This window comes from Mycolicibacterium sarraceniae (assembly GCF_010731875.1).
GTDB lineage: Bacteria > Actinomycetota > Actinomycetes > Mycobacteriales > Mycobacteriaceae > Mycobacterium > Mycobacterium sarraceniae.
Window position 1 is genome coordinate 780,259 of sequence record NZ_AP022595.1, and the last position, 25,943, is coordinate 806,201.

At 66.9% G+C, this 25,943-nt stretch carries 27 protein-coding genes; 10 read left to right on the forward strand and 17 right to left on the reverse strand.

The genetic code is table 11. The features are described from left to right. Window positions 1–176 precede the first annotated feature (176 nt). Both G6N13_RS04050 and G6N13_RS04055 read left to right on the forward strand, forming a co-directional pair. Window positions 177–818, forward strand: a complete 642-nt coding sequence (locus tag G6N13_RS04050; RefSeq protein WP_163701665.1) for a response regulator transcription factor — start codon at window positions 177–179, stop codon at window positions 816–818. Further along, window positions 811–2,382: a sensor histidine kinase gene (locus G6N13_RS04055; protein WP_163694909.1), complete on the forward strand. Its 1,572-nt coding sequence runs from the start codon at window positions 811–813 to the stop codon at window positions 2,380–2,382. The genes G6N13_RS04050 and G6N13_RS04055 overlap by 8 nt, the downstream gene beginning before the upstream one ends. 19 nt (window positions 2,383–2,401) lie before the next feature. On the opposite strand, the gene G6N13_RS04060 is transcribed toward G6N13_RS04055, so the two are convergent. Continuing rightward, window positions 2,402–2,626 (reverse strand): three-helix bundle dimerization domain-containing protein, encoded by a 225-nt coding sequence (locus G6N13_RS04060; RefSeq protein ID WP_235678035.1) that lies wholly within the window; start codon window positions 2,624–2,626, stop codon window positions 2,402–2,404. A gap of 144 nt (window positions 2,627–2,770) precedes the next feature. Here G6N13_RS04060 and G6N13_RS04065 point away from each other — a divergent pair, with 144 nt between their 5' ends. Beyond that, complete coding sequence (locus G6N13_RS04065) at window positions 2,771–3,154, forward strand: hypothetical protein (protein ID WP_163694911.1); 384 nt, start codon at window positions 2,771–2,773, stop codon at window positions 3,152–3,154. Here G6N13_RS04065 and G6N13_RS04070 read toward each other — a convergent pair. From G6N13_RS04070 to G6N13_RS04095, 6 genes are read right to left on the reverse strand one after another with little or no spacing between them, the layout of a single operon-like run. Continuing rightward, window positions 3,151–3,597, reverse strand: a complete 447-nt coding sequence (locus G6N13_RS04070) for a type II toxin-antitoxin system Rv0910 family toxin (protein ID WP_163694912.1) — start codon at window positions 3,595–3,597, stop codon at window positions 3,151–3,153. The genes G6N13_RS04065 and G6N13_RS04070 overlap by 4 nt on opposite strands. A 2-nt stretch (window positions 3,598–3,599) precedes the next feature. Beyond that, entirely contained in the window at window positions 3,600–3,806 is a 207-nt protein-coding gene (locus G6N13_RS04075) for an antitoxin (RefSeq protein WP_163694913.1), read from the reverse strand. 3 nt (window positions 3,807–3,809) lie between these two features. Continuing rightward, window positions 3,810–6,212: an HAD-IC family P-type ATPase gene (locus G6N13_RS04080; protein WP_163694914.1), complete on the reverse strand. Its 2,403-nt coding sequence runs from the start codon at window positions 6,210–6,212 to the stop codon at window positions 3,810–3,812. After that, window positions 6,209–7,795 (reverse strand): serine hydrolase, encoded by a 1,587-nt coding sequence (locus G6N13_RS04085; RefSeq protein WP_163694915.1) that lies wholly within the window; start codon window positions 7,793–7,795, stop codon window positions 6,209–6,211. The genes G6N13_RS04080 and G6N13_RS04085 overlap by 4 nt, the downstream gene beginning before the upstream one ends. Before the next feature lie 18 nt (window positions 7,796–7,813). After that, window positions 7,814–8,923 carry an MBL fold metallo-hydrolase gene (locus G6N13_RS04090; protein WP_179965075.1) on the reverse strand — a complete coding sequence of 370 codons (1,110 nt, stop codon included), beginning with the start codon at window positions 8,921–8,923 and terminating at the stop codon, window positions 7,814–7,816. 5 nt (window positions 8,924–8,928) lie between these two features. Further along, window positions 8,929–9,660 (reverse strand): enoyl-CoA hydratase, encoded by a 732-nt coding sequence (locus G6N13_RS04095; RefSeq protein ID WP_163694916.1) that lies wholly within the window; start codon window positions 9,658–9,660, stop codon window positions 8,929–8,931. 33 nt (window positions 9,661–9,693) lie between these two features. Between G6N13_RS04095 and G6N13_RS04100 the strand changes: the two genes are divergently transcribed. Both G6N13_RS04100 and G6N13_RS04105 read left to right on the forward strand, forming a co-directional pair. Further along, a complete protein-coding gene (locus G6N13_RS04100) occupies window positions 9,694–11,166 on the forward strand; it encodes a carboxyl transferase domain-containing protein (protein WP_163694917.1) in 1,473 nt (490 codons plus the stop codon). Between the two features lie 63 nt (window positions 11,167–11,229). Next, window positions 11,230–11,403, forward strand: a complete 174-nt coding sequence (locus G6N13_RS04105) for a hypothetical protein (RefSeq protein ID WP_163694273.1) — start codon at window positions 11,230–11,232, stop codon at window positions 11,401–11,403. A 308-nt stretch (window positions 11,404–11,711) separates the two neighbouring features. Here the strand turns inward: G6N13_RS04105 and G6N13_RS26075 are convergent, their stop codons facing one another. The 5 genes from G6N13_RS26075 to G6N13_RS04125 form a co-directional block, all read right to left on the reverse strand. Next, window positions 11,712–11,858 carry an NrtR DNA-binding winged helix domain-containing protein gene (locus tag G6N13_RS26075; protein ID WP_407663904.1) on the reverse strand — a complete coding sequence of 49 codons (147 nt, stop codon included), beginning with the start codon at window positions 11,856–11,858 and terminating at the stop codon, window positions 11,712–11,714. After that, window positions 11,795–12,160 carry an NUDIX domain-containing protein gene (locus tag G6N13_RS04110; protein WP_407663867.1) on the reverse strand — a complete coding sequence of 122 codons (366 nt, stop codon included), beginning with the start codon at window positions 12,158–12,160 and terminating at the stop codon, window positions 11,795–11,797. Before G6N13_RS04110 ends, G6N13_RS26075 begins: the two co-directional genes overlap by 64 nt. Before the next feature lie 61 nt (window positions 12,161–12,221). Next, complete coding sequence (locus G6N13_RS04115; protein ID WP_179965076.1) at window positions 12,222–12,383, reverse strand: hypothetical protein; 162 nt, start codon at window positions 12,381–12,383, stop codon at window positions 12,222–12,224. Between the two features lie 28 nt (window positions 12,384–12,411). Next, window positions 12,412–14,229: an ABC transporter ATP-binding protein gene (locus tag G6N13_RS04120; RefSeq protein WP_163694918.1), complete on the reverse strand. Its 1,818-nt coding sequence runs from the start codon at window positions 14,227–14,229 to the stop codon at window positions 12,412–12,414. Beyond that, on the reverse strand, window positions 14,226–16,178 hold the full coding sequence (locus tag G6N13_RS04125) for an ABC transporter ATP-binding protein (RefSeq protein WP_407663868.1): 1,953 nt from the start codon (window positions 16,176–16,178) through the stop codon (window positions 14,226–14,228). Before G6N13_RS04125 ends, G6N13_RS04120 begins: the two co-directional genes overlap by 4 nt. A gap of 233 nt (window positions 16,179–16,411) precedes the next feature. On the opposite strand from G6N13_RS04125, the gene prrA reads away from it, so the two are divergent. Together prrA and G6N13_RS04135 are read left to right on the forward strand one after the other, a co-directional pair. After that, window positions 16,412–17,113, forward strand: coding sequence for a two-component system response regulator PrrA (gene prrA / locus G6N13_RS04130; RefSeq protein WP_407663869.1), 702 nt, complete (start codon window positions 16,412–16,414; stop codon window positions 17,111–17,113). Between the two features lie 6 nt (window positions 17,114–17,119). Next, complete coding sequence (locus G6N13_RS04135; protein WP_163694920.1) at window positions 17,120–18,250, forward strand: sensor histidine kinase; 1,131 nt, start codon at window positions 17,120–17,122, stop codon at window positions 18,248–18,250. On the opposite strand, the gene G6N13_RS04140 is transcribed toward G6N13_RS04135, so the two are convergent. Then, window positions 18,247–19,041 (reverse strand): SDR family NAD(P)-dependent oxidoreductase, encoded by a 795-nt coding sequence (locus G6N13_RS04140; protein WP_163694921.1) that lies wholly within the window; start codon window positions 19,039–19,041, stop codon window positions 18,247–18,249. The two genes, G6N13_RS04135 and G6N13_RS04140, sit on opposite strands and share 4 nt — an antisense overlap. 49 nt (window positions 19,042–19,090) lie before the next feature. Here G6N13_RS04140 and G6N13_RS04145 point away from each other — a divergent pair, with 49 nt between their 5' ends. After that, entirely contained in the window at window positions 19,091–19,429 is a 339-nt protein-coding gene (locus G6N13_RS04145) for a hypothetical protein (protein WP_163694922.1), read from the forward strand. A 202-nt stretch (window positions 19,430–19,631) separates the two neighbouring features. Here G6N13_RS04145 and G6N13_RS04150 read toward each other — a convergent pair whose 3' ends face one another. From G6N13_RS04150 to G6N13_RS04165, 4 genes are read right to left on the reverse strand one after another with little or no spacing between them, the layout of a single operon-like run. Continuing rightward, window positions 19,632–19,991 carry an FKBP-type peptidyl-prolyl cis-trans isomerase gene (locus G6N13_RS04150; RefSeq protein ID WP_163694923.1) on the reverse strand — a complete coding sequence of 120 codons (360 nt, stop codon included), beginning with the start codon at window positions 19,989–19,991 and terminating at the stop codon, window positions 19,632–19,634. Window positions 19,992–20,008: 17 nt separating this feature from the next. Next, window positions 20,009–20,794, reverse strand: a complete 786-nt coding sequence (locus G6N13_RS04155) for a GntR family transcriptional regulator (protein ID WP_163694924.1) — start codon at window positions 20,792–20,794, stop codon at window positions 20,009–20,011. 4 nt (window positions 20,795–20,798) lie between these two features. Beyond that, window positions 20,799–21,575, reverse strand: coding sequence for a 3-oxoacyl-ACP reductase FabG (fabG, locus tag G6N13_RS04160; protein WP_163694925.1), 777 nt, complete (start codon window positions 21,573–21,575; stop codon window positions 20,799–20,801). A gap of 27 nt (window positions 21,576–21,602) precedes the next feature. After that, on the reverse strand, window positions 21,603–22,616 hold the full coding sequence (locus G6N13_RS04165) for a phosphotransferase enzyme family protein (protein WP_163694926.1): 1,014 nt from the start codon (window positions 22,614–22,616) through the stop codon (window positions 21,603–21,605). A 294-nt stretch (window positions 22,617–22,910) separates the two neighbouring features. Between G6N13_RS04165 and G6N13_RS04170 the strand changes: the two genes are divergently transcribed. Together G6N13_RS04170 and G6N13_RS04175 are read left to right on the forward strand one after the other, a co-directional pair. Further along, a complete protein-coding gene (locus G6N13_RS04170) occupies window positions 22,911–24,482 on the forward strand; it encodes an APC family permease (protein WP_163694927.1) in 1,572 nt (523 codons plus the stop codon). A gap of 45 nt (window positions 24,483–24,527) precedes the next feature. Continuing rightward, on the forward strand, window positions 24,528–25,847 hold the full coding sequence (locus tag G6N13_RS04175) for an aspartate aminotransferase family protein (protein ID WP_163694928.1): 1,320 nt from the start codon (window positions 24,528–24,530) through the stop codon (window positions 25,845–25,847). Window positions 25,848–25,943: the final 96 nt, after the last annotated feature.

The window sequence follows — 25,943 nt, forward strand, 5'->3', positions numbered from 1 at the left end:
GCCCGCCGGCCCAGGTCGCGCTCCGGAGGGTGCATTTACCGTTGCGCAGCACCAACGATCCACCCACGCGGGTCCCTGCGCCAGGCGGTTGCGGGCCCCGGTCACCCGGCGTTGGTCTGCCGATGTCGGGACCAAAGTCCCTACCGGCCTGGCAGCCTTCTAGGCTGTACTACGGTGTGATCAAGGTGTTTCTGGTCGACGACCATGAGGTCGTGCGGCGTGGTCTGGCTGAGCTGCTCAGCAGCGACCCCGAACTGGCCGTGGTGGGTGAGGCGGCCACCGTCGCCGAAGCGCTGGCCCGCATTCCGGCCGCACAGCCCGACGTTGCGGTGCTCGACATCCGCCTGCCCGACGGCAGCGGTATCGACCTGTGCCGGGATCTACTCGCCTCGCAGCCCGAATTGCGTTGTCTGATCTTGACCTCCTTCACCGACGAGCCATCCATGCTCGACGCGATCCTGGCCGGTGCCAGCGGGTACGTGGTCAAAGATATTCGCGGTATGGAGCTGGCTGAGGCCATCACGGCCGTCGGTGCCGGAAAGTCGTTGCTGGACAACCGCGCCGCCGCCGCGCTGATGTCGCGGTTGCGTCAGGACACTGAAGTCGACGAGCGGCTGCGTGATCTGTCCTCCACCGAGCGCACGCTGCTGCAACTGCTGGGTGAAGGCCTGACCAACCGCGAGATCGGCCAGCGGATGTTCCTCGCGGAGAAGACGATCAAGAACTACGTGTCCCGGTTGCTGACGAAGCTGGGCCTGTCCGGCCGCACCCAGGCCGCTCTGTTCGCCGCGGATACAATGCGCCGCAGCGATGTTTGATGTCGAGGTCCGCGACGGCCTCATCGACGCGGTGCTGGCCGTCTCCTCCGGATTGGAACTGGAGAAGAAGCTGCACACCATCGTGCACACCGCGATGGGTTTGGTGGACGCCCGCTACGGCGCCGTTGGAGTGATCGCCTCCGAGCCCCAGCCGGTACTGGAGCGGTTCGTGTTCGAGGGTATCGATCCCGAGACTGCCGAACTGATCGGCCCGTTGCCCGCCGGTCACGGAATGCTGGGCCTGCTGATGCAATCACCCGAAGTGATTCGTGTCGAAGATCTTTCGCAACATCCCGCGTCGATCGGGTTCCCCGCGCATCACCCGCCGATGCGGAGCTTCCTCGGGGTGCCCATCCGGATCCGCGGTCAGGTCTACGGCAATCTCTATCTGACCGAGAAGGCCGACGGAGCGGCGTTCACCGAAGCCGACGAGGTACTGGTGCAAGCGCTGGCCGGGGCGGCGGGTATCGCGATCGACAACGCCCGGCTCTACCAGGCGGCGCACAGCCGCCAGCTATGGATCGAGGCCACTCGCGATATCAGCACCGATCTGCTGGCCGGCGACGACCCGGCCGCGGTGCACCGCGAAATCGCCACCAAGGCATTAGCTTTGACCGCAAGTGCAGTCACCGTCTATGCCACCCCGGACGATTCCGGCCAGCTGGTGGTCACGGCGTCGACCCGCGCCGAGCTGTTGGGCCGCACGTTGCCGGTATCCGGTTCGGCCGCAACGGCATTCATGGATTGCCTTCCGTTGCGGGTCAGTGATTTCGGTGATTTGGATGAGCGCGCCGCCGCCCTGGTGCTGCCGGTCTGCGAGCCCGACACCGCGACCGCCGTATTGGTGTGCGTGGCGACGCCGGGCAAGCAGTTCACCGAGGCCGATCTGGACATGGCCGCGGCTTTCACCGCCCAGGCGGGCCTGGCACTGCATCTGGCGACCGCGCAGCGGCGGATGCGCGAACTCGACGTGCTGACCGACCGCGACCGGATCGCCAGGGATCTGCACGACCATGTGATCCAGCGGCTGTTCGCAGTGGGCTTGTCCCTGCAGGGCGCGCTGAAGGCCGACCAGGCCGAGGGCAACCGCCGGGTCACCGTCGCGCTGGATGATCTACAGGACGTCGTCGAGGAGATCCGCACCACGATCTTCGATCTGCACGGCGGATCGGTCACCCGGCTGCGTCAGCGCATCGAACAGGCGGTCACCCAGATGACCGTCGACTCGGCGGTGCGCCCGGCGCTGCATATCAGCGGACCACTGTCGGTGGTCGACGCCACCCTCGCCGATCATGCGGAGGCGGTGGTACGGGAGGCGGTCAGCAATGTGGTGCGCCACGCTGCGGCCCGTTCGGTGACCGTCTCGGTGACCGTCGAGAACGACCTGACCATCGGCGTCAGCGATGACGGGGTGGGACTCGGCCCGGACCCCACCGACGGCACGCGCAGTGGCCTGGCCAATCTGGCGGCCCGCGCTCGTGAGTGCGGAGGCCGGTTCAGCGTCACGCCGCGCAGCGGCGGCGGCACCAGGCTGGTCTGGTCGGCGCCGCTGCCGCTGGGTTGAATCGGTACGCGGGCGGGACTCAGACCGAGATCTCGACGGCGGGCTGCAGGATGAACAGCGCGCGGCAGTGCCGCTCGACGAACAGCGGGACGAACTCGCGGATGCGGGCACCGTCGAACCGGTGGTGTGCGCTGTCCACGTTCTCGCGGATGATGTGATCCGGAACATAGGGAAACGACTCGGTCAAGCGATCGACCACCTGATCGATCTGGCGCTGCTCCTCAGCACGTTCCACGCCGGACATCATCGGACGAACTACGCGGTTTGCGCAACCACTGGCACGACTGCGGGTGTCGGTCCGGCGTCGGAAACATGAACAAAAATCTGTGCGCCCAACGCTGTTCCGCCCAGTGCGCGGCGATGAATTGGGTCGGCTACAGTTCGCCCCGTGACCTCACCGAGCAACGCGGATCTGGGAAACCAAATCCCGGAGTCCGCCAATCGCCTTCAAGCTCAGCATCTCCGGGAAATGCTGCAGGCGCAGTGTGAGCAACTCGACGCTGACTTGGCCACCTATGGCTCGGCCCTCGAGCGATATCAACAGCGCGGTGAGCAAACCCAGGCCCGGCGGATTCGCGGAATGATCCGCGCCGCCGAGCGTGAGCGCTGTTCGGTGCAGGATCTGATCGTCGGTCTGGAGCGACGGTTCCTGGCGGCCGAATACGCCCGTGCCGAGCAGGCTCGTCACCCGCTGCCCGGACGCGGTGCCAACCGGCATGCCACCCCCCGGGTGCACCCGTACCCGACACCGCATCGGGTCATCCGGACCTAGCCCGGCGCGAAGACGGTCACAAACCGGTTCAGCGACTCCTTGATGTCGCCCCGCAGCGCAGCGGCCACGACCACGCCGATCGGTCCGAACAGCGGCGCACCACCCAGATGGACATCCATGGTCACCACCGAGGTGTCCGGGTCCACGGCGCTCGCCCGGACCTTGCCAATGAGCTTGACCTTGACCCCGCCGACGCCGACGCCGTTGAGCGTCATCGTCTCCGGCGCGTTGAAGTGCACGATTGTCCACTTCACCCGGTTGGGCATGCCCTTGACTTCGACGATGGACTCCACGACGGTGCCCTTCTCGAGGGTCTCGGGCAGTGTGGAGCGCCAAACCCGGTGGATGGTCAGCCAATCCTGGTAGCGCGACAGGTCCGAGGCGTACTGCCAGGCATATTCGGGCGAGAGTGGAACGTCTACCGATACTGAGAGTTTCGCCATAGCTAGGTTTGTGGGTCACCCTTATCGGTGCGGTTCTTCTCGACGATGTTCTTGGCCGCATCCTGCACCTTGTCGACTGTGCTGGAGTATTTGCCCTGCGTCTTCTCGTCGATGATGTCGCCGGCCTTGTCGATGGCCTGCCCCACTTTGTCGGCATTCTCGCTCAAGACTTCTTTGGTCTTGTCGAGAGCTTTTTCGAGGAATCCCATCGGTCAATCTTGCACCGTGGGCTCGGTTCGCCACAATGCCCGTCGTACGCCCAGTAGCCGGCCTTGTATCCACCACGCCGCCTCGATCAGCACGGCCGCGAGCAACCCCAGCGCCAGCCCCGTCGACGTGACCTCCAGATTGGACGGGTCCAGCATGAATGCCTTGCGGGCCAAGGGTATGGCGAAGATCACTACATAGGCCAGGCCCGAGCCGGCCACCAGAGCCACTCTCCACCACTGGTAGGGCCGGGCGACCACCGCCAGCACCCAGACCGCCCCCATCAGCAGGGTGATCAGTGCCGCGGTCGAGGCTTGGGTCCGCTCGGCCGAGGTCGAACTGTTGCCGTGATAGGCGATCAGATACGACGTGTAGGTCGTCACCCCGACCACCACCCCTGATGGCAATGCGGAGGTCATCACCCGCCGCACGAAGCCGGTATGGGCACGCTCGTTGTTGGGTGCCAGCGACAGGATGAACGCCGGGATCCCGATGGTGAACCACGCGGCGATCGTCACGTGGATCGGCTGGAACGGGAACAGCAACGGCGCGGTACCGAACAGCTCGTGGGCCAGGCCCGCAAAGCCGACCAGTAGGGCCAGCAGCACCGAATAGACCGTCTTGGTGAGGAACAGATTCGAGACCCGCTCGATATTGCCGATAACCCGCCTGCCCTCACCTACCACATAGGGAAGGGTGGCGAACTTGTTGTCCAGCAACACGATCTGGGCCACCGCTCGCGAGGCCGGGCTGCCCGAGCCCATCGCCACGCCGATATCGGCGTCCTTGAGGGCCAGCACATCGTTGACGCCGTCACCGGTCATCGCGACGGTGTGATCGCGCGACTGCAGCGCATGCACCATGGCGCGCTTCTGGTCGGGACGCACCCGGCCAAAGGTGGTGTAGGTGGCCATGGTGTCGGCCAGCGCATCGGGCTCCGACGGCAGCTGCCGGGCATCCAGGGTCTCACCGTGCAGGCCCAGTGTGCCAGCCACGGCAGCGACGGACACCGCATTGTCACCGGAGATAACCTTGACCGTCACGTTCTGGGACGCGAAGTATTCCAAGGTGTCTCGCGCATCCGGGCGGACGCGCTGCTCAAGGACCACCAGCGCGACCGGGGTGAGGTGACCGGGCGCCTCAGGACTGTCGACCGGTACGTCGCTGGCGCAGAGCAGCAGCACCCGCATCCCGCGGGCACCGATCTCCTCGGCTTCGGCGGCGGTGGCCGATCCCGGGTCGAGCAGCACGTCGGGAGCACCGATCAGCCAATTGCCTTGCGCACCATAGGAGACGCCGCTCCACTTGGTGGCCGACTTGAACGGCGCGCTGCCCGTCGCGGTCCAGCCGGGCGCATCCGGGTAGGCCTCGACGATGGCCTGCATACTGGCGTTCGGCTTGGGGTCGTCGGCCGCCAGCGCGGCCAGCACCTCGGCCACCCGGTGTGCGTCTTGGTCCAGCGGCGCGACGTCGGCCACCCGCATCCCGTTCTCAGTGAGGGTGCCGGTCTTGTCCGCACAGACCACGTCGACGCGGGCCAGCCCTTCGATCGCGGGCAGCTCCTGGACCAGACATTGCTTGCGCCCCAACCGAATCACGCCGGCCGCGAAGGCGATCGACGTCATCAGGACCAGACCTTCAGGCACCATCGGAACCAGCGCTCCGACCATCCGCAGCACCGACTCGCGCCAGCCGGCATCGGTAGTGAACAGCTGGGTGTAGATCACCAGCAGGCCGGTCGGCCACAGCAGGTAGGTGATGAACTGCAGGATCCTGTTGATGCCGCTGCGCAGTTCGGATTTCACCAGGGTGAACTTGCTGGCCTCCTCGGCGAGCTTGGCCGCGTAGGCATCCCGGCCCACTTTCGTGGCGCGGTAGGCACCGGTGCCGGCGACAACGAAGCTGCCCGACATCACCGTGTCGCCGGCATGTTTGGCGATCGCATCGGCCTCACCGGTCAACAGGGATTCGTCGACCTCCAGGTTGGCGGCTTCCAGTAGTTCCCCGTCGACGACGATCTGGTCGCCCGGGCCGAGCTCGATGACATCGTCGAGCACGACCTCGTCAGGCGGCAACGGGTTTGTCCCCGATTGGCGGCGCACGGTCGGCTTGGCCTGCCCGACGATGGCCAGGTTGTCGAGGGTTTTCTTGGCCCGCAGTTCCTGGATGATGCCAATCCCGCTGTTGGCGATGATCAGCAGCCCGAACATGCCGTTGATCAACGATCCGGTGGACAGCACGATCAGCAGCAGGACGCCGAGAATCGCGTTGATGCGGGTGAATACGTTGGCCCGCAAGACTTCGGCGACGCTGCGCGAGGCGCGGGTGGGGACGTCGTTGGTCTTGCCCTGCGCGATCCGGGCGGCGACTTCGTCGGCGGAAAGACCTGCTGCAACGTCGGCTGTCATCTAGTGAACACCCCCATCTTCTCGGTGTCGTAGTACTCGAGGGTCAACTTGTCGCCGGTGAACGTGGCCATGGAAATGCTTCCAGGCGGGAAGTTTTCGCTCGGGAACTTGAAGGTGAACACATCGCCGTCCCAGTGAGTGAGCTCGACGGTGTCCGGGCGCGGACCCATCGACAACGTGAGCTTGCCATCCTTCTCGGCCACCACGGCCGCGCCCCAATAATCGTTGCGATAGCTGCCGACGTAGCTGGTCGCCGGTTTGGCCGGGGCCGGGGTGGCCGGTGGCGTCTTACCCGCCAGCGTGCCGAACGGTTTGTCCATATCGGCGAAGGCCTGCGCGTAGAGCTTGCGCCAGTCCTCGCGGACCTCACCGAACTGGACCAGGTCGGCGAACTCCGCGGTCAGCGTTTCCGGAATACCCGCCGGGGTGGCGTTGGTCAGCGCGACGATCGCGACATCGGCCGACGGGATGATCACGAAATTGGTTGCCGCACCGAGATCGAAGGCCCCCGAGTGGCTCAGCTGCACCCGGGCCGCCGAGGTGGTGCCGACGTTGAACCCGAACCCGTAGAAGGCCGAGCGCATCGCCGGCTCGCTCGGCGGGCTCGACACGATCTGCGGTGACACTGCCGGCAGCAGTGCGGCCGGGTCGACGATCTGGCGCCCGTTGTACTTTCCTGCTGCCAACATCATCGTCAGCCAGTGGGTGAGATCGTTGACCGACGAACTGACCCCGCCCGCAGGCGCTTCGGGATCTGCGTCGCGCTTGTAGAGCGGTTTGTAGATGCCGTCGACGCGGATATGCCCGAGCGCCTTGTCTCCCCTGGCTTCGAAATCGGCGAACCGGGAGCTGCTCGACGCCATCCCCAGCGGCCGGTATAACACCTCGTCGCTGAGGTCCTCCCAGGATTTGCCGGCCGCGACGGCTACCGCTTCGGCGGCGGCGGTCAGCCCGAAGTTGGTGTAGGCGTATGAAATTCGGAACGGAGCCAGCGGGAGCTGACGGAGCCGCTCCAGAACATAGCGCCTGTCGTAGCCGAGATCCTCGAGCTGGTCGCCGGCATGGTCGGGCAATCCGGAGCGGTGTGAGTACAGGTCACCGACGGTAACCATCTTGGTGGCCATCGGATCCGAAAGCGCAAACCATGGCAGCTTGTCGGCCACCGGGGTGTTCCAAGTGATCACATTCTCGCCGACCTGGTGGGCCACCACGGTGGCGCCGATCGGCTTGGACAGCGACGCCAGCTGAAACACCGTATCCGGATCGACGCGATTACCGGGGTCATCGGCCGGACGGTTGGCATCCTTGACGCCGAACCCCTTGGCGTAAAACGTCTTTCCCGCGTGGACCACCGCCACCGCCATACCAGGGATGCCGGAGGCCTTCATCAGGTCCGCGGCGATACCGTCCAGCTTGGCGACGGCGTTGGCGACGGCGTTGTCCGGCAGTGCCAGCGCCGGCACCAGCGGGGGCGGCTGATCGGACAGCGGCTTGGGGGTTTCGGGGACGGCGGCCCTGCTGCTGCATGTGGTGAGCGCAGCGACGAGAGCAACGATCGCGGCACGCGCTGCCAGAGCGGTCATGGGTTGCACCGTAGTTGCTCAGAGCGCCCACCACCGGTCTATTGCCCCCGCCGTGGCGGTCACAACTCGGCCACCGGGGCGTGGCACCGCGGTCCGCACACCTGCCTCGTCGGCGGACAGCAGTAGCCGTTCGACCGGTTCGGCCCACGGATGAGGGGCCAGCCGGAAGGTGCACCAATGGATCGGCACCAGCAGCCCGGCATCGCTGACATCGCGATGGGCGCGCACCGCCTCCTCGGGATTCATGTGGATATCGGGCCAGGCGGTGTTGTACGCTCCGATCGGCATCAGCGTCAGGTCGAAGGGGCCGTAATCAGCGCCGATCTGCTCGAAGCTGCCGGTGTAGCCGGTGTCGCCGCCGAAGTAGGCGCGGTGCTGCGGACCGATGATCGCCCAGGACGACCACAGCGTGGTGTTACGGGACAGGAACCGCCCGGAGAAGTGCCGCGCGGGGGTGCACACCAGGCTCAGGTCGCCGATCCGGGTCTGCTCGTTCCAGTCCAACTCGATGATGCGCTCGGCCGGGATGCGCCACTGCCGCAGATGCGCGCCGACGCCGAGCGGGACGACGAACGGGGCTCGCTGGGTGCGGGCCAACGCGAGCACGGTGTCCCTGTCCAGATGGTCGTAATGGTCGTGGCTGATCAGCACGGCGTCGAGCGCGGGCAGCGCCTCCAGCGGCGCGGGCGCCGGATGCAGGCGCTGCGGCCCCACCGCGCGCGATGGCGAGCAGCGCTCACTCCACACCGGGTCGGTGAGCACCCGGTACCCGTCGATCTCGATCAGTGCCGTCGAGTGGCCCAGCCAGCTGACCGCGAGCGGTTCGGAGCCGATCGGGGCGGCCGAATGGTCCAGCGGAATCTTTCCGGGCGGGCGGCTGGCCGAGCGGCGGCCGAGCATGTCGAACAGCACGAGGCGGTTTTCCTCGGCGTCCAGCCGCAGCGGCGACGCGGGCTCCAGGTTGTGGAACACGCCGTCGCGGTAGTTGGGTGAGCCGGCAGAGACCGAGCGGATCTCACCTGGCCCAGCCCCCAGCGACGCGGGGGCGTCGTTCAGGGCGCGTAGGACCCAGCCGCCGGTGGCCAGCGATGCGGTCCCGGCGGCCAGCCGAAGTGCGGCTCTCAACATTGGACTCAGGCCCCGTTGAACTTCGCGGGGCGCTTTTCGATGCGGGCCACCTGGGCCTCGATCACGTCCTGGCTGCCCCACGCGTTATCGAACAGTTCCTTGTGGACGGGCCACTGCTCCTCGTAGGCGCCGTCGTCGTTAAGCACCCGTTTGGAGGCCTGCAACGACAGCGGCGCCAGGCCGGCGATCTCGGCGGCCCAGGCCTGTGCATCGGCCAGCTCACCGAGCCGGTTGGCCATCCCGGTCATCAGCGCCGTCTCGGCGTCCAGCTTCTCCGCACCCAGCAGCATGCCACGGGCGCGCCCGTAACCGGCCAGTGAGCTCAACCGACGGACACTCCAGTTATCCAGCGCTAGACCGTATTTGGCGATCGGAAACTGGAAGTAGGCGCTCGGCGCCACCACCCGCAGATCGCAGATCATCGCCAGCTGCACACCCGCGCCGATCGCCGGGCCGTTGATCGCACCGATCACCGGCATCGGGACGGCGTCGATCGCCTTGTTCAGCGCGATGGCCTTGGCCGGGAAATCGGCGGCGAACACGTCACCGGACAGATCAGCCCCGGCGCAGAACACCGTGCCCTGGCCCGTCAGCACGATCGCGCGGACATCGTCGGCCGCCGCCTTCTCCACCGCTTCGCGCAGCGAGTCGACGAGTTCGGAGTTGAGTGCATTGCGTCGCTCCGAACGCTGCAGCTCGATCGTCGTCACATCGCCCACGTGGTTGATACCGATCATGGTTTGAGGGTACTGGCCGATTAACCTCGCTTCATGAGTCGGATCGGGGCTGCCGAGCTGCGCGACGCCGCGCTGGACCCTGGGTCGTTCCGAAGCTGGGATCACGCACCTTTGCTCGTCGAGGCCAACGCGGCGTACGCCCGCGAGCTGGAGCAGGCCCGCGCCGCCACCGGGTTCGACGAGGCGGTGCTGACCGGTGAAGGCACTGTGTTCGGTCGCCGGGTAGCCGTGGTCGCGTGCGAGTTCGACTTCCTCGCCGGGTCGATCGGGGTGGCCGCCGCCGAACGCATTACCTCTGCTGTCGAGCGCGCGACCGCCGAGAAACTGCCGCTGCTGGCGTCGCCGAGCTCGGGTGGCACCCGCATGCAGGAGGGGACGGTCGCGTTCCTGCAGATGGTGAAGATCGCCGCCGCGGTCACCCAACACAAGCGGGCGCACCTGCCGTATCTGGTGTACCTGCGGCATCCGACGACGGGCGGGGTCTTCGCGTCATGGGGTTCGCTGGGGCACATCACCGCGGCACAGCCCGGCGCGCTGATCGGTTTCCTCGGGCCGCGGGTGTACGAGCACCTCTACGGCGAACCGTTCCCGCCCGGAGTGCAGACCGCGGAGAACCTGCTGCGGCACGGCGTAATTGACGCGGTGGTTGGCGTTGAGGCGCTGCGGGGGATGCTAGATCGCGCGCTGACCGTCATCACCGATGCACCGACCGCGCCGCCTGCGGCCGTCCCCGACGCGCCGGTGCCCGACATACCGGCGTGGGATTCCGTGATCGCCTCGCGGCGCCCGGACCGGCCTGGGGTGAGCTGGCTGCTGCGGGAGGCGGCCACCGATCGCGTGCTGCTGTCCGGCACGCACGGCGAGGCGGCGAGCACCGTGCTCGCGCTGGCCCGCTTCGGCGGCCAGCCTGCCGTCGTCGTCGGTCAGCGACGCGTGGTCGGCGGAGTGGTAGGCCCGGTCGCCCTGCGCGAGGCGCGGCGCGGGATGGCACTGGCCGCGAGCCTGCACCTGCCGCTGGTGCTGGTCATCGACACCGCGGGACCCGCGCTGTCGAAGGAGGCCGAGGAAGACGGGTTGGCCGGCGAGATCGCCCGCTGCCTGGCCGATCTGGTCACGCTGGATACCCCGACGGTGTCGGTGCTGCTGGGTCAGGGCAGCGGCGGGCCCGCGCTGGCGATGGTCCCGGCCGACCGGGTGCTGGCCGCCCAGCATGGCTGGCTGGCCCCGCTGCCGCCGGAAGGCGCCAGCGCCATCGTCTTCCGCGATACCGCACATGCCCCGGAACTGGCTGCAGCACAAGGAATTCGGTCGGTAGATTTGCTGCGCAACGGTATCGTCGATGCGATCGTGCCCGAATATCCCGATGCCGCCGATGAGCCTGTCGAGTTCGCGCGCCGGATGTCCGATGCGATCGCCCGCGAGATTCACGGCCTGCGGGCGAAGCCGTCGGAATCGCGTTATGCCGCCCGCCTGCGGCGGTATCGGCGGATCGGCCTGCCGGGTTAGGGGTTTACTCAACTGATGTCGCGTACGGGGCGCGGGGCATTTTTGGTGACGGGGATGTCTGGCGTGGGTAAATCCACGGTGCTGAGCGAGCTTGCCCGGCCCGGCTATTCAACCGTTGACACCGACGAGGGTGGATGGATCGAGGGTGCCACCCACGAAGTACGCACCGACCGCCCGCTATCTGAAGTCGTCGATAGCGTGGCCACCATCATCACATCAGCCACAATCGGGCGATGACACCTCCGTGCCCGGTGCTTCGCTCTGCGAGGCCCCTACCGCTGGACCTACCGCATCCTCAATGCCGCGGACTACTTCCGCCAGGCCGCGCTGTTCGACACTGTGAAACCTGACCCTCGCATGGGCGATGCGATCGACATGATCCGTGCTGCCCGACAGCCCGACGGCACGTGGCTGCAGGCTGGTCGCCAGCCGGGGCGAGTGTGGTTCGAAATCGACGCACCGGCGGGTGAACCGTCGAAATGGTTGACCCTGAGCGGGATTCGAGTTCTGGCCTGGTGGGATTCCGCCTAGCGGTTCGGAGAGCCTCAGGCCAGCCGCCGGAACAGCTCCGCGGGCCGCCCGCCGGTACGCGTGACGAGGTGCCCGGTGGGGCGCAGCAGGGGTTTCATCAGCCGGCGGAACCCGTCGCGCTGAAGCGGACGGCCGGCGATCGCTTGGTGGACCCGGTGCAGCTCACCGAGGGTGAACTGCCGCCCGAGCAGGTGGCCGGGGTCGGGTTGCTCGGCATAGCGATCGCGGACATGCCCCACCCGCGGCTGTCGCGCGCCGGGTCGTCGTACACATGCAGCTGGCGCGGGCGCACTCCGCGCACATCGGCTTTGGTCTGCAGTGAGCGTTCGACCGCATCGGCAAGCCGCTCGCCGGGGCGCAGGAAGGTGCCCGGTAGCCCCCAGCCGGGAGCGTCGGCGCGACGCACCTGCAGAACCATCAACTCCGGGTCGGCCGGATCGAGGGTCAGCAGTGCGGTATCCACGGCCACACTCGGGCGCGGATATTCGGACAGTGGGTGATCTGTTGTATCGCTGAATAACTCATCATTGCGTAAAGCTGCGCTGCGCGCATTGCAGCAGTGCGCAAACTCCCTCGTCCTCGGTCTGCTGGAAGTTGTCGTAGCCCTGCCCTACCGCGCTGAAATGCTGTGGGGCACCGGGACATATGACGTCGTCGGCATCGGCCCGATCGGCGTAACGCCGCATACGTCGAGTCTGCGCCTCGGGGCAGGCCTCAGGCCAGGGATTCCAGCCAGGCCCGGTGCAGCGCGGCGTAGTGGCCACGGGAGTCGATGAGCTTAGCGGGCGGGCCGTCCTCGACGATGCGGCCGTGCTCGAGCACGAGCACTCGGTCAGCGATCTCGACCGTCGACAGCCGGTGGGCAATGATCAGCGCCGTCCGGTCGGCCAGCACCGTCCGCAGTGCCCGCTGCACGAGCCGCTCGCTCGGGATGTCCAGCGAGGAGGTGGCCTCGTCGAGAATGAGCACCGCCGGGTCGGCGAGGAACGCCCGGGCGAACGCGATCAGCTGTCGTTGTCCGGCCGACAACCGTCCGCCGCGGGTGGCGACGTCGGTGTCGTAACCCTCGGGCAGTGCGGCGATGAACTCTTCGGCGCCAACCGCTTCCGCGGCGGCGTGCACCTCGGCGTCCGTCGCCGTCGGCCGGCCGAACCGGATGTTGTCGGCCACAGTTCCGGAGAACAGGAAGTTCTCCTGGGTCACCATCACGACATGTCGGCGCAGATCGCTCTGCGCGAAGTCGCGAAGGTCCACGCCGTCGAGGGCGACCGAGCCTGACGTCGGGTCGTAGAACCGGGCGATCAGCTTAGCGATGGTGGTCTTGCCCGCACCGGTCGTACCGACGAGCGCGACGGTCTGCCCGGCGGGCACCACCAGCGACAGCGCTGGCAGCACAGGGCGATCCGGCACATAGCCGAATTGCACGGCGCCGAAAGCGATCTCACCGCGAACCCGCTCCGGGTTCACGGGCAACGGCGGGTCGGCGATCGCCGGCTTCTGGGCCAGCACCCCGGCGAGTTTCTCCAGTGCCGACGATGCCGACTGGAAGGTGTTGAAGAACTGTGAGATCTCCTGCATCGGTTCGAAGAACATCCGCAGGTAGAGCAGGAACGCCGCCAGGGTGCCGATCGTCATCTCGCTGTGCAGCACGCGGTAACCGCCGTAGAGCAAGACCACACCGGTGGTCAGGTTGCCGACGAGCTTGACCGCGGGCATGAAAACCGCGAGCTGCCGGAAGGTCTCCTCATTGTCCGCGCGGTACCGATCGGCGACCTCGTCGAAGATCTCCTGATTGCGCGGCCCGCGGCGGTAGGCCTGCACCGCTTTGATACCGGTCATCGTCTCGACGAACTGCACGATCACCAGCGCGGCACTCTCGCGCACCCGGCGATAGGTCTTGGCCGACTCGGACGAGAACCACCACACCAGTACGACGAGGATCGGGAAGGCGGCCAGACACATCAACCCCAGCCGCACGTCGAGGACGACCAGCAGGATGGCTGTGCCGAACAGCGTCAGCACGGCGGTGATCAGGCTGTCGAAACCGGTCTCCAGCATGTCCTGGAGCGCGTCAACGTCGTTGGTCAGCCGGGCCACCACGCGCCCGGAGGTATAGCGGTCGTGGAAGGCGACATCGAGGCGCTGGAAGTGCCGGAACACCCGCCGGCGGACTTCGAGCAGCACCCGCTGGCCGATCCGCCCGGAGCGGTTCAGGAATATCAGCCGGCTGATTGCCTGCACGCACACCACACCGCACAGCACCGCGACGACGATGACCAGCTCGCCGGCCGTGCCGCCGGCCAGCAGCGGCGGGATCGCGTGGTCGATACCGCGCTGAACGAGCAGCGGAACCGACAGTCGCGCAATGTTTTCCACAACGACGACCACGGCCAGCAGCCCGACCGTCACCTTGAACGGCGCCAGCAGCGAGCCCAGCAGCGCGCGGGCCTCGCGGCGGCGCGGTGTGATTTCGTCGATCGGCAGGTCGTCGGGCTCTTCGTCGAGCCGACCGCGCCATTCGGTGGCGGTCATCGCCGCCTGCCTTCCGACGCCACGTATTCGCCGCCACGGCGGACGGCGCGCTCCTCGCAGGCCTCCTCATAGGCGCGATCCAGCCGCTGGCGCTGGTCGTAGTCCTCCCACCCGGGCCGCTGCTCACAGCCGTCGTCGAGTTCATCGTCAGCGGCCAGCAGGAAGCGGTATCGCGGCACGGTGGCCAGCAATTCGGCGTGGGTGCCGATATGGGTGATGGTCCCCGCGCCGTCGATGGTGTCCAGCAGCGCGACCCTGTCGGCCAGCAGGACCGTCGAGGCGCGGTGGGCGATGACCACCGCGGTGACGCCGGACAGCACCCGCCCCAGCGCCTCGGTGACCACGGCCTCGGTGTGCACGTCGAGGGCCGACAGGGTGTCGTCGAGCACCAGGATCCGCGGCGCGGCCAGGATGGCACGGGCCAGCGAAAGCCGTTGCCGCTGACCGCCAGACAGGCTTATGCCTTGTTCCCCGATGCGGGTATCCAGGCCGAACGGCAGATCGTAGACGAACCGAGCGGCCGCGATCTCGACTGCCCGGGCGAGGTCGTCGGCACTGGCGTCCGGCCGACCCAGTCGCAGGTTCTCGGCCACCGACATGGAGAACAGCGTCGGGTCCTCGAAGGCGGTGGCGACGGTCTCGCGCAGTGCCTTCAGGGAAAGCTCGCGGATATCAGTGCCGTCGATGCGGATCGCGCCCTCGGTGACGTCGTAAAGCCGGGGCAGCAGCGAGGCCAGCACCGACTTGCCCGACCCGGTGGCGCCGACCAACGCCAGCGTCTCCCCCGGTTCGACGGTGATATCGACGTGCCGCAGCGCGAACGTCTCGCTGTCGGGGAACCTGAATCCGATGTCGGCGAGCTCCAATCGGCCGACCTGCGGCACTTCCACGCCGGGGCCGTCGGTGATCTCGAGGGGCGAGTCGAAGATCTCGGCGATCCGGTTGGCCGCCGTCATCGCCTCCTGGGTCATCGACAGCAGGAAGCCGAGCGAGGCGATCGGCCACACCAACGACAGCATCATCGTGATGAACGCGACCAGGGTGCCCATGGTGACCAGGCCGTGTCCGGCCGCATACGCCCCGAACCCCAGCACAACGATCAGTGTGAGGTTGGGGATCACTTCGAGCATGGTCCAGAACTTCGCCGACACCGCGACCTTTTGGATCTGGGTGTCGTATAGCGTGCTGGCCTGCTCGTCGAAGCGGTCGTAGACGTAGTCTTCGCGACCGAAGGACTTCACCGCCCGCAATCCCAGCGCCGATTCCTCGACATGGGTGGCGACGTGGCCGGCCTGGTCCTGGGCTTGGCGGGACAGCCGGGTGAAGGCCCGCTCGAAGTGCAGCACGGTCAGGGTGATCGGCGCTATCGAGACCAGCACCACGACCCCGAGCGGCCAGTACATCGCCAGCAGGATGATCGTGACGACGGTGATCTGCAGGACGTTGAGGATCAGGAACACCAATCCGAACGACAGCAGCCGCCGAATCACGCTGAGGTCGTTCATGATTCGTGACAACAACTGACCGGACTGCCAGCGGCCGTGAAACGACATCGGCAGGATCTGCAAGCGCGCGTAGAGATCCTTGCGGATATCGACCTCCACGCCCATGGTGGCCCGGGCCACCAGCCAGCGCCGGATGAACCACAGCACCGCCTCGGAGATGCCTACTGCCGTGGCCGCCGCACCGACTACCCAGAGCCCGTGCTGATCCTGGTGGCGTACCGGACCGTCGATCACAGCCTTCGTCATCAGCGGGATGGCAACGGTAGCCACCAGGCTGGTGATCGCGACAATGAGCATCGCGACCCAGCGCGCGCGATACGGCATCAGGTAGGGCAGTAACCGCAGCAGGTCGGAGGCGGCCCGTGGCGCGGGCCGGGGCGCGGCGATCGCCGGATCCGGGCGCACTGCGCCGGATTCGGGCAGCCCACCTGGAACAGAAGTCACCACATGCACCGCGTCAAAACCATTTCCTTCGTCATCGACTACCGCCGAAGCTATGCGGCCGGTACGACACGACCCCCCGCATTCGATGATCGCACGCACGGCAATCGGTTATCGGACACGACATCGCCACGCTAAAACCTGAACAATGATTGAGCTCAAACCCTTCCCCCGGATGTCGCCGTGTCGCGGCGGCCTCCCACGGGTACGGCCGTCGATCAGGCAAGATGTGGGCCATGGACAGTAGTTCGACCGCACCCCGGGTACTGGTGGTCGATGACGATCCCGACGTGCTCGCATCGCTGGAGCGTGGGCTGCGGCTCTCCGGATTCGAGGTGGCGACCGCCGTCGACGGCGCCGAAGCCCTGCGCTCGGCCACCGAAACCAGACCCGACGCGATCGTCCTCGACATCAACATGCCGGTGCTGGACGGTGTGAGCGTGGTGACCGCGCTGCGCGCGATGGACAACGACGTGCCGGTCTGCGTGCTCTCGGCCCGCAGCTCGGTCGACGACCGGGTCGCGGGTTTGGAGGCCGGGGCGGACGATTACCTGGTCAAACCGTTCGTGTTGGCCGAGCTGGTAGCCCGGGTCAAGGCGCTGCTGCGCCGCCGCGGCGCGACGGCCACGTTCTCCTCGGAGACCATCCAGGTCGGCCCACTGGAGGTCGACATCCCCGGCCGGCGGGCCAGAGTCAACGGTGTCGACGTCGACCTCACCAAGCGCGAGTTCGATCTGCTGGCGGTGCTCGCTGAGCACAAGACGGCCGTACTGTCCCGCGCTCAGCTGCTCGAGCTGGTGTGGGGCTACGACTTCGCCGCCGACACCAACGTCGTCGACGTCTTCATCGGCTACCTGCGCCGCAAGCTCGAGGCCGGCGGCGCGCCCCGACTGCTGCACACCGTGCGCGGCGTGGGCTTCGTATTGCGCACCCAGTAACCCCCCATGCCGCTCGCGCCGATTTTTCGCCGCACGCCCTCGCTGCGCACCCGGGTGGCGTTCGCGACGGCGATCGGCGCGGCGATCGTGGTGACGATCGTCGGCACCATCGTCTGGATCGGGATCACCAACGACCGCCTGGAACGACTGGACCGGCGCTTGGACGAAGCCGCGGGCTTCGCGGTCCCATTCGTGCCGCGCGGGCTGGACCAGATCCCGCCGTCACCCAACGACCAGGACGTGGTGATCACCGTCCGCCGCGGCGACCAGGTCCGGTCCAACTCCGATGTCGTGCTGCCTCGACAGAACTCCGACTACGCCACCACCGAGGTCGACGGCATCCGCTACCGGGTGCGCACCGTGGAGCTCTCCTACCCCGAGGCAACCACGCTGGAAGTCGGGGCCACCTACGACGACACCATCGCCGACACCAACAACCTGCATCGCCGGGTGCTGGTGATCTGCGCACTCGCCGTCGGTGCCGCCGCGTTCTTGGGCTGGGCACTGGCCACGTTCGCGGTCCGGCCGTTCCGGCGGCTGGCCGCCCAGACCCGGCAGATCGAGGCCGGCGACAAGGCGCCCGACGTCGAGATCGGTGGCGCCACTGAGGCAGTGGAGATCGGTGAGGCGATCAAGGGTCTGCTGGAGCGGATCTGGACTGAACAGGAGCGGACCCAGGCCGCACTGGCCTCGGCCCGCGACTTCGCTGCGGTGTCGGCCCACGAGCTGCGCACGCCGCTGACCGCGATGCGGGTCTACCCCGAGCTCGAGGTGTCACTGGCGCCGTCGCCGACATGCATCATCATCGGCCTGCCCGCCGGCCTTCGGCTTGCGGTGGACAACGCCATCGCCAACGCGGTCAAGCACGGTGGCGCGACCCGGGTGCAACTCTCGGCCGTGAGCTCGCGCGACGGCGTGGAGATCGCCGTCGACGACAATGGCTCCGGTGTGCCGAAAGCCGAACGCTCCGAGGTTTTCGAACGCTTCAAGCGCGGATCGACGGCGTCGCATTCCGGCTCAGGGCTCGGCCTGGCCCTGGTGGCGCAGCAGGCCGAATTGCACGGTGGGACAGCCTCACTGGCGAACAGCCCGCTCGGCGGTGCGCGGTTGGTGCTGAGCCTGCCCGCGCCACATTAGGCCGCCGGCGTTGCCCCGCAGATGGCGTTACCGCCGTCAATGATCAGCGTAGTGCCCGTGACGTACGAGGCGCCGGGGGTGGCCAGGTAGACGACACCGGACGCGACCTCGTGGGCGGTGGCTGACCGCCCGATCGGGGTGGCATTCCCGGCGGCGACCTCGGACGGCAACTGCGCGGCCGTCGCGATCCACCCGGGGAGGACGAGGTTGGCGGTGATACCGGTCTTGGCGTAGTCGACGGCCAGCGAACGGGTCATCCCCAGCATCGCCGCCTTGGCGGTGTGATACCCGACATCTCCGGCATAGGCGGTCAGCACACCGGCCGTCGACCCCACGTTGACGACACGGCCGTAGCAGCGTTCGACCATCCCCGGCAGTGCTGCCCGGGTGACATAGAACGCACTGTGCAGGTTGCGGCGCAACGCAAGTGACCATTCCTCATCGGTCATCACCATCAACGGGTTGGGTTCTTCCGGGCTGTGCACCGAGGCCAGGCCAGCATTGTTCACCAGGATGTCCAGCTTGCCGAACGCTGCGACCGTGGCGGTGACCAAGCCATCGGCCGCGGTGGGATCGAACAGGTCGGCGATATACGCATCGGCCACGATGCCGTCGCCGGCGAGTTCCTCGGCGCGCTGGTACACCCGGTCGGTGGTTCCGGTCACCATCACCGCGGCCCCGAGTTGACCCAGCAGTCGGGCCGAGGCGAAACCGATCCCGAGCTCGCTGCTCGACCCGGTGACCAGAGCCACCTGGCCGGTGAGATCGAACGCGCGTGGCGTAGCGGGCATTGCGCTTGCTCCCTTCGATCCTCCAAAACTTGGACGATCGTAGAAGGTGGTGACCGTCGTGTCACACCGCCGAAACCCCGACACCTTCTACCAGCCCGAGGGTCTGATGATCATGACCTCGACCTATCAGGGACTGCGTCAGTACGCGCCGGGCTTCACGAAGATCGCGCCGCTGGTGGCAACCACATGGGACGTCACCCCGGCCGGACTGACGTACACGTTCGCCCTGCGCGACGGCGGTCGTCCAGCACGCCAACGGCAACGATCACGCGTCTGCGTGGCAGGCCCGGACACCGAGGTGCTCCAGGAGAGCGCCTGGTCGAGGCGCTGGTCCTGGTCAACCCGAACTCCGCGGTGTTCGCCTCGCACGACGCACGAGCTGCACTGAGCGCGGGCCTGGACCGAATCGCCTTGACCACAGAACTTTTCGGCGCCCAGGGCGCACCGTCGACCGGATCTGCTGCTGGCGTCGTTCAACCCCGCCCATCCCGACACCTGTTCTCGGATCTACCAATACACTCCGGCATCACACACGACACTCCGGCATCACACACGCCGGGCGCGCAACGCGCGCGTCAACGGAAACCGAACTAGCGGGTGGCCAGCAGGTCGATGACGAAGATCAGCGTCTTGCCGGACAGCTGATGTCCGCCGCCGGCCGGGCCATAGGCCTGCTCGGGCGGAATCGTCAGCTGCCGCCGACCGCCGACCTTCATCCCGGGAATGCCGTCCTGCCAGCCCTGGATCAGTCCGCGCAACGGGAAGGAAATGGACTCCCCGCGATTCCACGAGCTGTCGAACTCTTCACCGGTGTCGTACTCGACACCCACGTAGTGGACATCCACGACGGCACCGGGAGTGGCCTCGTCGCCGTCGCCGACCACCAGGTCTGTGATCACCAGTTCGGTGGGTGCCGGGCCGTCGGGGAATTCGATCACGGGTTTGGTCACGCCGTCAGACTAACCGGTCACGCGCTGCTGACCGAGCGTTCCACCCGACCGTCCGTACCGCGGCGTTCCCGTGCGGTGACCGTCGACGTCGTCGCCGTCAACCGGACCCGGTCAGCGCGGAACAGGTCATAGGCGTATTCGAATGGCTGGTCGCCAGCGTCGCGAGTGACCCGGGTGATCGCCACCAGCGGGCGCCGGTGGGCAACGCCGAGCCACTGTGCTTCCCTGGGACTGGCGCTGACGACCTCGATGGTCTCGCTGGACGTGGCAGGCACCAGCCCGTAGCGGACGGCGAACAATTCGTAGAGCGAGCCGCCCAGCGGTTGCTCGAGCAGATCCACGACGTGGTCGGCGACGAAGCAGGAGAAGTCCACCGACAGCGGCACCCCGTCGGCGTAACGCAGCCGACGGATCGCGAAAACCTCGCGGCAAACACCGATTTCCAGCGCCGCAGCCTCCGCCGGGGTCGGCGGCCTGCGGTCGGTGGCAAGCACCCGAGTGGCGCTGGTGTGCCCGCCGCTGCGCAGTCGGGACGGCAGGCCGGCCAGCTCGGCGGCATTGCGTTCCACCACGTCGGCGCGCACGAACGTGCCCCCGTTGCGGCCGGTCCGGCGCTCCAGCACCCCAGCGCGGCTCAACGGCAGCAGCGCGCTGCGCAGGGTGGACCGGGACACCTCGAAGCGGTCGGCCATCTCGCGTTCGGTACCCAACCGCGAGCCGGGCCGAAGTGTGCCCTGGGCAAGCATCGACAGGATGCGCCGCCGCACATCCTCGGCAATCGGCCCCCCCTCCGATTCCTCCATCGGACTAGGGGCGCACCGCGTCCGGCGACTCCGGCAGCACCTGGCCGCCATCGACCGCGATCGCCTGACCGGTGATGTACCCGGCCTCGACCGTGGCCAGGAACGCGGCGAGATGCCCGATGTCCTCGGGCTTTCCCAGCACGCCGGCCGGGATCGCCGCCGTCATGCCGGCGATGTACTCCGGCCCCTTGTCATAGAGGCCTTCAGTGTAGATGTTGCCCGGAAGCACCGCGTTCACGGTGATCCCGTGCGGAGCCAATTCGATTGCGGCGGTGCGCATAAAACCCAGTTGAGCGGATTTCGAGGCCCCGTAATGCGACCAGCCGGGGAAGCCGGTGATCGGACCGGTGATCGACGATGTCAAGATCACCCGGCCGCGCCCGGAGCCGATCAGCGCGTCCAGGCAGGCCTGCACGATGAACACCGTGCCCTTGACGTTGACGTCGAGGACCTCCGACAGCTGGGCCGGGGTCATCGTGGCCAGCGGTGCGTCCGGGAAGATTCCCGCATTGGCGCAAACGACGTCGATACCGCCGAACGCATCAATGGCGGCGGCAGCCAGGCCGGCACAGGCCGCAGGGTCGGCGACATCGGTCTGCACGCCCAGCACCTTCCCGGCACCCAGCGTCTCGAGATCGGCCACCGCCGAGTCGAGTTCGGCCGTTGACCGCGCCGCGATCGTCACGTTGGCTCCGGCAGTGGCGAACACGGCGGCGATCCCCCGCCCAATGCCCTTGCTACCGCCGGTCACCACGACCGAAGTAGACTGGAGGTCAAACACATGCAATCCTTTCTGCCGCAGTCACATTCAGACGCGTGATCCAAAGATCGCATCCTGTAACCAGGTCCGATCTTGGAGATACCGATGCGCCAGTGCAGCGGTGTCGGGGGCAAACTGCTCGCCGACGCCGATCGCGGCATCGGCGTCGCAATGCGATGCGATCCAGGCGGTGAGCATGATCCGGCGCATCATCACGAACGACGGAATCAACGCGAGATGCTCGGCGGGAAAAGACCCGGCCTCGAAATAGCCGGTGAGCCAGTCGGCGATGATCCGTTCGCCAGCCGCCGTGTCCTCAATGAACGACACTGCCGCGCCGACATCGGTCAGATACCACGACCAGCCGCAGTCGTCGAAGTCGATCACGGTGATCCCCGCCGCCGCGTCGGCCGGGTCCACCATGAGATTGGCCAGCCGCATGTCGGCATGCACCAGCCCGAAACGATCTGGAGTGCTTCCGAATTCGGTGAGCTTCTTGGTGATATCGTCGGCGGCGCGCTGGATGACGACGAGGTCGGCGTCGGTCAGCCCGGGCGCCAGGCGCCAGTTGCCCCACCGAGCCTGCGGACCCAGGATCGTATCCACGTCCCAGCGAAACCGGGTGAATCCCTTGGGGAACGACCAGTTCCGAGCGTGCTCGTGCATGATGGCGGTGAGCCGGCCGAGCTCGCCGAACCCGACGGCATCGGGATCTTCCTCGGCCGTGCACCCCGCGACAAACGTCACCGCGTCGACGTGCAAAGCGCCACCGTCCACTTTGGCGATCACGACATCGGAACCATCGAGGGCCGCAACCAACTCCGGTGTGGTGACTGAGGTCTCGGTGCGCAACGCCCGCATCCACGCCAGCTCCGAACGAATCGCCTCCAAGGAGTGGTACCCGGGCCGATGCACGCGCAACACGATCGGATCATCGTCGTCGACCAGGTAGGTGGCGTTCTCGGAGAGGCTGAGCAGCCGCAGCGGGGTCTCACTGTCGCGGCCATAGGCGTTCAGGGCGGCGCGCGCGAACAACTCATGAGTCGGCGGCAGTCCCGGCATGCGAACAGTCTGGACCATAACCGCGTCACGGGCATACCAAATCGGCAGGTTTAACGCCGCTGTTTCCTACCCGAGCCATGGGAAACACCGCCGAAACATTCAGCCGGTATCGCTCGATTCTTCCTGTTGACCAGGCGATCTGGCGGGGGTAACAATGTCGACGTCGCACCACAGAGCTGTTGTCGACAAGCCATCGCTCCCCGGCACACCAAGACCCGGGCTCAACCAGACCAGCTGAACCAGACCAAAAGGCGAGCGCGACCCCAGTCGCGCAGGAGATGGGATATTCACACTATGAGCGACATCATCGATCCGCCCGCCGTCGCGGGCACCGGTGCCAGCACCGAAACCGTACAGCGACTCAAGCCCAACGCCGTCGGGCTGATCGGCGTCCTGTTCATGGCCGTCGCCACCGCCGCACCGATCACCGCGATGGTCGGTAACGTGCCGATCGCGGTCGGCTTCGGCAATGGGATCTACGCCCCCGCAGGATACTTCGTCGCGACGATCGTGTTGACGCTGTTCGCCATCGGCTACGCCGCGATGAGCAAGCACATCACCGCCACCGGCGCGTTCTACGGGTACATCTCGCACGGTCTCGGCCGCATCGTCGGTCTCGGCGCGGGCTTCCTGACCGCCATGGCCTATATGGTGTTCGAGGCGTCCCTGATCGGCATCTTCGCCTTCTTCGGCAATGACACCTTCAATTCCCTTTTCCACGTGAATATCCCGTGGATCGTGTTCGCGATCGCGATGCTCGCGATCAACGCGCTGCTGACCTACTTCGACATCAACGTCGCCGCACGGGTGCTCGGGGTCTTCCTGATCACCGAGATCGTGATGCTCTCGCTGATGGCGCTGTCGGTGCTCTTCACCGGCGGTGGGCCACAGGGCTGGTCATGGGGATCGTTGAACCCGATCAACGCATTTCAGAATCTCTCCGGCGCGGTGGCCGGCGCTGACGGCAGCATGATCACGGTAGCCGGGTCCGCCGGCATCGGGCTGTTCTTCGCGTTCTGGTCATGGGTCGGCTTCGAGTCCAGCGCCATGTACGGCGAAGAGTCCAAGAACCCCAAGAAGATCATCCCCATCGCGGTGATCAGCTCGGTGATCGGCATCGGCGTGTTCTACGTGATCATCTCGTGGCTGGCGATCGTCGGCACCGGACCGCAGAATGCCGTTGCACTGGCCCAGGATTCGACAACAGCCGGTGACATCTTCTTCGGCCCGGTCGGTGCGCACCTGGGCACGTGGGCCGTCGACCTGTTCAAGATCTTGCTGATGACCGGTTCGTTCGCCTGCGGTATGGCATTCCACAACTGTGCCGCCCGCTACATCTACGCGCTCGGCCGGGAGAACGTGATCCCCGGAATGCGCAAGACGATCGGCGCCACCCACGCCACGCACGGCTCCCCGCACATCGCCGGTTTCGTGCAGACCGGGTTCGCCACCGTCGTGGTGCTGTTCTTCGCGCTGACCGGCCGTGACCCCTACACCGGCCTGTACGGGCTGATGGCACTGCTGGGCACCACCGCGATCATGCTGGTGCAGGCGCTGGCCGCGTTCGCGGTGATCGCCTACTTCCACATCGGCAAGAATCACCCCGAGACGGCGAACTGGTTCCGCACGTTCCTTGCGCCACTTCTGGGCGGGCTGGGAATGCTGTACGTGGTCTACCTACTGGGCAAGAACGCATCGTTCGCCGCGGGCACCGCCGCCACCGACTGGGTCTTTGCCGCGATCCCGTATGTGGTTGCGGCGGTCGGCATCGGCGGCCTCCTGCTGGCCGTGGTGCTGAAATACACGTCCCCGCAGCGCTATTCGGAGCTGGGCCGGACAGTCCTTGAGGAGGCGCACGAACGTTAGGCAAGGCAGTCGCGGGTCGCGTCAACGAGGCGAAGGAATAGCGCAGTGAGTTTCTCCAACATCATGGATTCCAACAGCTATTCCGCGGATCACCCGGTCGATCCCGCCACCGAATCGTTGATCGCGGCCCGTGACCGCATGCTGGGCCCGGCGTACCGGCTGTTCTACGAACGGCCGGTACACCTGGTGCGCGGCGAGGGCACCCGGCTCTATGACTCCGACGGCGCCTGCTACCTCGACGCCTACAACAACGTCGCCAGCGTCGGCCATTGCCACCCGCACGTGGTGGAGGCCGTCAGCAGGCAGCTGTCCACGCTGAACACCCACACCCGCTATCTGCACGGCGGCATCGTCGACTACAGCCGGCGACTGCTCGACACCATGCCCGAGCAGATCGATCAGGTCATGTACGCCTGCACCGGCTCAGAGGTCAACGATCTGGCCCTGCGCGTCGCCGAAATGCACACCGGTGCAGCAGGTGTCATCGTCACCAGCGACGCCTACCACGGCAACACCGCCTCCGTCACCGCGATCTCGCCGTCCATCGGCGGCGCGACCGCACTCGGTGCACACGTCCGCGCGATTCCCCCACCAGATAGCTACCGGATCCCGGCGATCGAGCTGTCCGCCCGGTTCACCGACGATGTCGTCGCCGCCATCGCCGACCTGAAGTCCTCCGGTGCCGGGTTTTCCGCGCTGATCGTGGACACCATCTTCTCCTCCGACGGGATCTATCCCGACCCCTCGGTGCTGGCTCCCGCAGTGCAGGCGGTGCACCGCGCCGGCGGGGTCTTCATCGCCGACGAAGTCCAACCCGGGTTCGCCCGTACCGGCGAGGCGATGTGGGGCTTCCTCCGACACGGCGTCGCACCGGATCTGGTGACGATGGGCAAGCCGATGGGCAACGGGCTGCCCATCGCGGCGATGGCGGCCCGTTCCGACATCCTGGACGTCTTCGCCCGCGGGATCCCGTACTTCAACACCTTCGGCGGTAACCCGGTGACGGTGGCCGCCGCCGCAGCCGTGCTCGATGTCATCGAGGACGAGAAGCTGATGCGCAACGCGGGTGAGGTGGGCACCCAGTTGCGCACCGAGCTGGCCCGACTGGGCACCGACCATCCCCGCATCGGCGATGTGCGCGGCACCGGTCTCTACGTCGGTGTCGAGGTCATCTCCGAGACCGGTGCACCGGACCGGGCGGGTGCCCGGGCACTGGTCAACGCCATGCGGGAGCGCCGGGTGCTGATCTCGGTCTGCGGCCGCGACGGCAACGTGCTGAAGATCCGCCCGCCGCTGGTGTTCTCGAGCTCGGACGTCGACTGGTTCTGCACCGAGTTCGGCGCGATTGTCGCTTCACCGTTCTGACCAGAGCAACGTCGGACACACTGGAACTGTGGCACAGAGAGCGAAACACTCATCCGCATCCACGACCTCGTCGCCCAGGAGCGCGAGTTGCGTGAA

Bases quoted from the DNA above. Each gene is read 5' to 3' on its own strand.
- G6N13_RS04055 (WP_163694909.1), top strand. From the start codon at position 811: ATGTTTGATGTCGAGGTCCGCGACGGCCTCATCGACGCGGTGCTGGCC.
- G6N13_RS04060 (WP_235678035.1), bottom strand. From the start codon at position 2,626: ATGTCCGGCGTGGAACGTGCTGAGGAGCAGCGCCAGATCGATCAGGTG.
- G6N13_RS04070 (WP_163694912.1), bottom strand. From the start codon at position 3,597: ATGGCGAAACTCTCAGTATCGGTAGACGTTCCACTCTCGCCCGAATAT.
- G6N13_RS04075 (WP_163694913.1), bottom strand. From the start codon at position 3,806: ATGGGATTCCTCGAAAAAGCTCTCGACAAGACCAAAGAAGTCTTGAGC.
- G6N13_RS04080 (WP_163694914.1), bottom strand. From the start codon at position 6,212: ATGACAGCCGACGTTGCAGCAGGTCTTTCCGCCGACGAAGTCGCCGCC.
- G6N13_RS04085 (WP_163694915.1), bottom strand. From the start codon at position 7,795: ATGACCGCTCTGGCAGCGCGTGCCGCGATCGTTGCTCTCGTCGCTGCG.
- G6N13_RS04090 (WP_179965075.1), bottom strand. From the start codon at position 8,923: ATGTTGAGAGCCGCACTTCGGCTGGCCGCCGGGACCGCATCGCTGGCC.
- G6N13_RS04095 (WP_163694916.1), bottom strand. From the start codon at position 9,660: ATGATCGGTATCAACCACGTGGGCGATGTGACGACGATCGAGCTGCAG.
- G6N13_RS04100 (WP_163694917.1), top strand. From the start codon at position 9,694: ATGAGTCGGATCGGGGCTGCCGAGCTGCGCGACGCCGCGCTGGACCCT.
- G6N13_RS04115 (WP_179965076.1), bottom strand. From the start codon at position 12,383: ATGCGGCGTTACGCCGATCGGGCCGATGCCGACGACGTCATATGTCCC.
- G6N13_RS04120 (WP_163694918.1), bottom strand. From the start codon at position 14,229: ATGACCGCCACCGAATGGCGCGGTCGGCTCGACGAAGAGCCCGACGAC.
- prrA (WP_407663869.1), top strand. From the start codon at position 16,412: ATGGACAGTAGTTCGACCGCACCCCGGGTACTGGTGGTCGATGACGAT.
- G6N13_RS04135 (WP_163694920.1), top strand. From the start codon at position 17,120: ATGCCGCTCGCGCCGATTTTTCGCCGCACGCCCTCGCTGCGCACCCGG.
- G6N13_RS04140 (WP_163694921.1), bottom strand. From the start codon at position 19,041: ATGCCCGCTACGCCACGCGCGTTCGATCTCACCGGCCAGGTGGCTCTG.
- G6N13_RS04155 (WP_163694924.1), bottom strand. From the start codon at position 20,794: ATGGAGGAATCGGAGGGGGGGCCGATTGCCGAGGATGTGCGGCGGCGC.
- G6N13_RS04165 (WP_163694926.1), bottom strand. From the start codon at position 22,616: ATGCCGGGACTGCCGCCGACTCATGAGTTGTTCGCGCGCGCCGCCCTG.
- G6N13_RS04170 (WP_163694927.1), top strand. From the start codon at position 22,911: ATGAGCGACATCATCGATCCGCCCGCCGTCGCGGGCACCGGTGCCAGC.